The 2,113-nt window shown below is 61.1% G+C and carries 2 protein-coding genes; both read left to right on the top strand.

Translation table 11 applies throughout. The annotated features are described in order from the left end of the window. Positions 1–180 (top strand): RpiB/LacA/LacB family sugar-phosphate isomerase (locus tag KVT37_RS31445; protein WP_217578905.1); only part of this gene is annotated, 180 nt, incomplete at its 5' end. A gap of 924 nt (positions 181–1,104) precedes the next feature. Beyond that, on the top strand, positions 1,105–2,113 hold a 1,009-nt coding region (locus KVT37_RS31450; RefSeq protein WP_217578906.1), incomplete at its 3' end, for a hypothetical protein.

A 2,113-nucleotide genomic window follows, 5' to 3' on the forward strand; every position in this document is an offset into this window, starting at 1 on the left:
GAGCGCGCCGCGCTGTCGAACAACGCCCAGATCATCACCATGGGCGCCCGCGTCATCGGGCCCGAGCTGGCCAAATCGATCGCCGATGCCTTCCTCAAGGAGACATTCGATCCGCAGGGGCGCTCGGCCGGCAATGTCGCCGCCATCGATCAGGTCGACGCCAAGTACAACGCCCGCTGACCGATACTTCCCGCTTCGCGAGTCTCCGCCAGCTCCGTGTGAACCACGGCTGTTTGTTGAGACGATGTCGGTCCAGTCCGCGCGAGGTAAAGCGCCATCAGCTTTTCGGATCGTGGCGTAGAGTGGCGCGCGCGGATGTGAGGGATCGGTCACGTTCTCCAAGCCATCCTGGTGCGGGCGATCGACCGCTCAGATCCAAAATCCTCAGCTTTAATGGCAACTGATTGAAGCGCGCGCCCTCTCGGCTCTATGCACGAGCGCGATCAGGGTCGGGAACAGCAGAGTCCGCTTAGAGCAATTCCAGGAAAAGAGTGAGCGGTTAGGCTCGGCGACTGCGCCATAGCCTTCGGCCGCGCTGAATTTGGCTCGCCATTAGTGTCGCGACGGTTTCCTTCGCGCATGTCACAATTGACTGGTTTTGCGAGCGCAGCGCCCGCGGTTCACGTTTTTGTGATCAAGCGTAACAAATTTACGCATCAGAAGCCGCGAGTGTCTCGACCGTGGCGAAGGGTGTATCCTATCCTGCTGTTTTTAATGAGAAATCTCCGAATGTAATATTCGGTTTCTCTAAAGTAAAGTTTTAGTTGTATGGCACTGCTCTGTTTGGTACGGATAAGTATAGACATCGTTTCAGAAAAGAATCCAATAACGCGAAGGATCAGTTGTCTTGGCGCCTGGGAGGCTGTTTAGAAACCGATTGCTCCATCATGTATGGAGAGACGAAAGCCCGCCATTGGGCTTTAGCACGCGGGCTTGGCCTATACGGCGAGCGGCCTGCGGCATGGCTCGCGCTCCTGCGTAATTTGTCGGCGGCAAGCTAGCCGGCATCAGCGAAGTCACGATGCGGCGATCGGTTCCGATTGCGGCAGGTGACACTGCGCGCGTCTCAAACATGAAATGTCACCAAACCGCGGGAGCCTGAACTTGAAAAGCTACCAAGCTGCGGGTGAAGGATACGCCGAACTTTTGGCGGATATGGACGAAGCGGCGGCCGCACCGGATACCCGGAAGCTGCCGGTGCTCTCGGCGCAGGACGCGCGGCTTGTCAAGCAAGTCCATGAGGCGGCCGCCGGGCCGGAAGAGGCTTGGCTCCACCAGTTGGAACGATATCGCTCGCTTACGCTGCCGTTCGCGCGGCCTGCCTCGGGCGAGGTGCGGTGGCAAGCCGGTCCATGGCGGAAGATCGAGGTGCTGGCGGGACTTGATCCGGCCGCGCGTGTTCAGCATCTGCTGGCGTTGTGGGCTCTGTATCTGGCGCGGATCACCGGGGAGACGGAGATACGGTTGGGCTGGGGCGCGGAGGAACCGCGCTCGCCGCTGCTGGCGGAAATGGCGGCGCCGGTGGTGCCGCTGGAGGTCGAGATTGATCTCGATCGGACCTTTGCCAAAGTGAAACTCGACGTAATCGAAGCCTGCGAGCGAGCGGCGGCCGCGGGCAGCTACGCGTGGGATCTGCTCATGCGGGCACCGCATCTGCGACGGGTCGAGGAACTGCGGCGCCCGCGCCCCTGGGATATCGCCGTAAACGTGATTGGAGACAGGGCCGGGCGTTCGTCGGCGGAGTTCGATAGCCAGGCGCTTGGCGCGGTGGTGACGTTGCAGGTCCGGGCCCAGGATGGGGCAATGCGATGGATTCACGATCCGGCAAGGATAGCCTCAGGGCAAGTCGATCGGATGACCGCCCACTTGGAGACGCTGGCGTGGGAAGCGTTGAATCCCGGGTCGCGTGAGAGTCCGGTAAGGCGGCTCAATCTGCTGCCGGCCGAAGAGCGGGAACTGATCGTCGATACCTGGAACCGGACGGAAGCGGACTATCCGTCGGATTGCTGCATCCATGGGCTGTTCGAGGACCAGGCTCGTCGCACGCCCGATGCGATCGCTCTGGTGCAGGGCGATGTGGAACTGAGCTACGGCGAGCTGAATGCGCGGGCCA

The organism is Mesorhizobium sp. GbtcB19 (genome assembly GCF_019091085.1).
In the GTDB taxonomy this organism is placed as follows: Bacteria; Pseudomonadota; Alphaproteobacteria; order Rhizobiales; family Rhizobiaceae; genus Mesorhizobium.